Source organism: Modestobacter sp. KNN46-3 (genome assembly GCF_011039295.1).
Genome location: NZ_JAAKGN010000289.1, coordinates 1 through 2240, shown reverse-complemented (window position 1 = coordinate 2240; position 2240 = coordinate 1). Strand labels below are relative to the sequence as shown.

General features: G+C 71.5%; 2 protein-coding genes. Both read right to left on the bottom strand.

The window, feature by feature from the left end; translation table 11 throughout:
• A partial coding sequence (locus G5C62_RS26585) for an alanine racemase (RefSeq protein WP_206330890.1) occupies positions 1-424 on the bottom strand: 424 nt, incomplete at its 3' end.
• A 250-nt stretch (positions 425-674) separates the two neighbouring features.
• Positions 675-1613: an ABC transporter substrate-binding protein gene (locus tag G5C62_RS26580; RefSeq protein ID WP_164703353.1), complete on the bottom strand. Its 939-nt coding sequence runs from the start codon at positions 1611-1613 to the stop codon at positions 675-677.
• Positions 1614-2240 lie beyond the last annotated feature (627 nt).

Below are 2240 nucleotides of genomic sequence, written 5' to 3'. Positions count from 1 at the left end.
CGCGCACGGTCCGGCCGTGAGCCTCGGCCAGCGTGGACAGCCGGGCCAGCTCGAGAGGACTCTCGACGTGGACGACCTCGGTCCCGGCGTTCATCAGGGCGCTCAGCAGGGCCGGTGTCTTCGCCGGTCCCGCGGCCAGCAGCCGGAGGGGTCGGCCGGCGCCGAGCAGCGCGGCCCGGGCGGCGTCCGCCTCGGCGCGGGAGGCGACCTCGAAGCCGTCGACGCCGCCGGGCCCGGCCAGCGCGGCGAGCACCGCCGCCGAGCCGTTGGCCTTCGCCGCGAAGAACAGCGACGCCCACGGGGGGAGGACCGCGCGGAGCGCGCGGGCGCGGTCGGCGGCGATCTGCGGGTCGTAGACGTAGCCGCTGACCGTCCCGGCGTGGGCTCGGGCGTGCAGCAGACGCCGGACCCTGGGCGGGAGCAAGGTGGGCGGCAGGGCGTGTGCGCAATCGGTGCCAGCGGCCGAGGGAGGGGAGAGCAACGGACCTCCAGGAGAGCCATTTAGGTGAGGCTCACCTTAGTGCGTCTCGTCACTCGACGTGCAAGCGGGGTGCCGCCACGTCGTGGTCGTCCCGGTGCTGGACGGGCTGCCCGTGCCCCGAACCCGAGCGCGGCGATGTCACCCGCCCCAGCGGACCGTGGCCGGCCGGGGCGGATGACATCGCGGGGTGCGATCAGAGGCAGTCGGACCCGTTCAGGGTCGACTCGATGTCCTCGAGGACGACCTCGGCGCCGATCAGGCCGATGCCGAGCATCCACTCGTCGTCGGCGACCTCGAAGGCGCAGTCGGGCACGGCCTCGAGGAAGTCCCAGACGGCGGTGATCCCGTCCTTGGTGGTCGCAGCCGGGTCACCGTAGGTGGTCGAGAAGACGATGTCGGCGTCGGCCTGGTCGATCAGCTCGGCGCTGACGTAGGCCATGGAGTACTCGTCGTACTCGAGCTGCGGCAGGGTGAACCCGACGTCGGCCAGCAGGCTGCCGGAGAACGTCTCGGGCCCGTAGACGCGTGTCTCCTCGGGTAGGAAGCGCACGATCGAGGCCGTCGCCCCCTCGGCGCCGACGGCCGCACCGACCTCGTCGACCCGCGCGTCGTACCCGGCCAGCGCGTCCGTGCCCGCTTCGGCCATGTTCAGGGCGTCGGCGGTCGTCGTGAACATCGACCGCCAGCCGTCGGTGTAGTCGGTGAAGACGGTGGGGGCGATCTGGCTGAGCTCGTCGTAGATGTCCTCGTGGCGGACGCTCGAGGACAGGATCAGGTCTGGTTCCAGAGCCGCGATGGACTCCAGGTTGGGTTCCTCGATCGTCCCGACGGGCTCGATCCCCTCGGTCCGCTCGCCCAGGTACTCGGGGAAGCCCGTGGCGACGTCGGAATGCACCGAGCCGACCGGGGTGATGTCCAGGGCCAGTGCGGTGTCGAGGTGCGGGGTGTCGAGGGTGACGACCCGCTGCGGGTCGACCGGCACCTCCGTCGTCCCCAGGACGTGGGTGACCGACCGGGTCGCCGGTCCGTCACTCTCCTGGTCGGCCGTCGCCGACGGTTCCTCGGCGTCGGAGCCGCAGGCGCTGAGGGCCATCGCGGTGACGACGGCAGTGGTGAGCAAGCGCAGGCGCACGGGGGGCACTTCCTTTCGGCAGCGGCGGCACTGGCCGCCGCAGGTGTCGAGCGAGCCTCGGCCCGGAGGGTGCGAGCCTCCGAGTTATATTAGGTGAGCCTGAGCTAAGTCAATTCGCCTCAGGAGTGCCCGCCGGACGCGGCAGGAATACTCCACGGCGAGCGGGGGCCGCGGGTCGGGGCCGGGCCGACGTGCACGCTCTCCGACGAGGCGCACCTGCACCGAGCGGCCGGGCTGTCGACGTCCTGGGGGTGTTGGGAGTGCACGCCCGGTCAGATCAGCGGCTGCGGGCCTGGTGGAGGAGCGCTCGCGGGCTGGATCCCCACCGGGCGCGGGCTCGATGCACGAGTTGACCGGCGAAAAGTGGGGTCTCAGCGGTCGCCCGCTGCTCTACGAACCTCGGCCAGGAGGCGCCCCGGGCGCGTGACGAGCGACTCGGGCAGTGCGTGGAGCGGGTGACGAGAATCGAACTCGCACTGTCAGCTTGGGAAGCTGGGTCACTCTAGATGACCTATTCCAAGGGTCAGTGGTCGTAGGCGATCAGTGATCGCGTCCAGACGACGTTCCCGCGGGAACGTCGTCGGGCTGGGTCGGCGTGGCAAGTCAGGGGTGAGGGCGAGGGTGCCC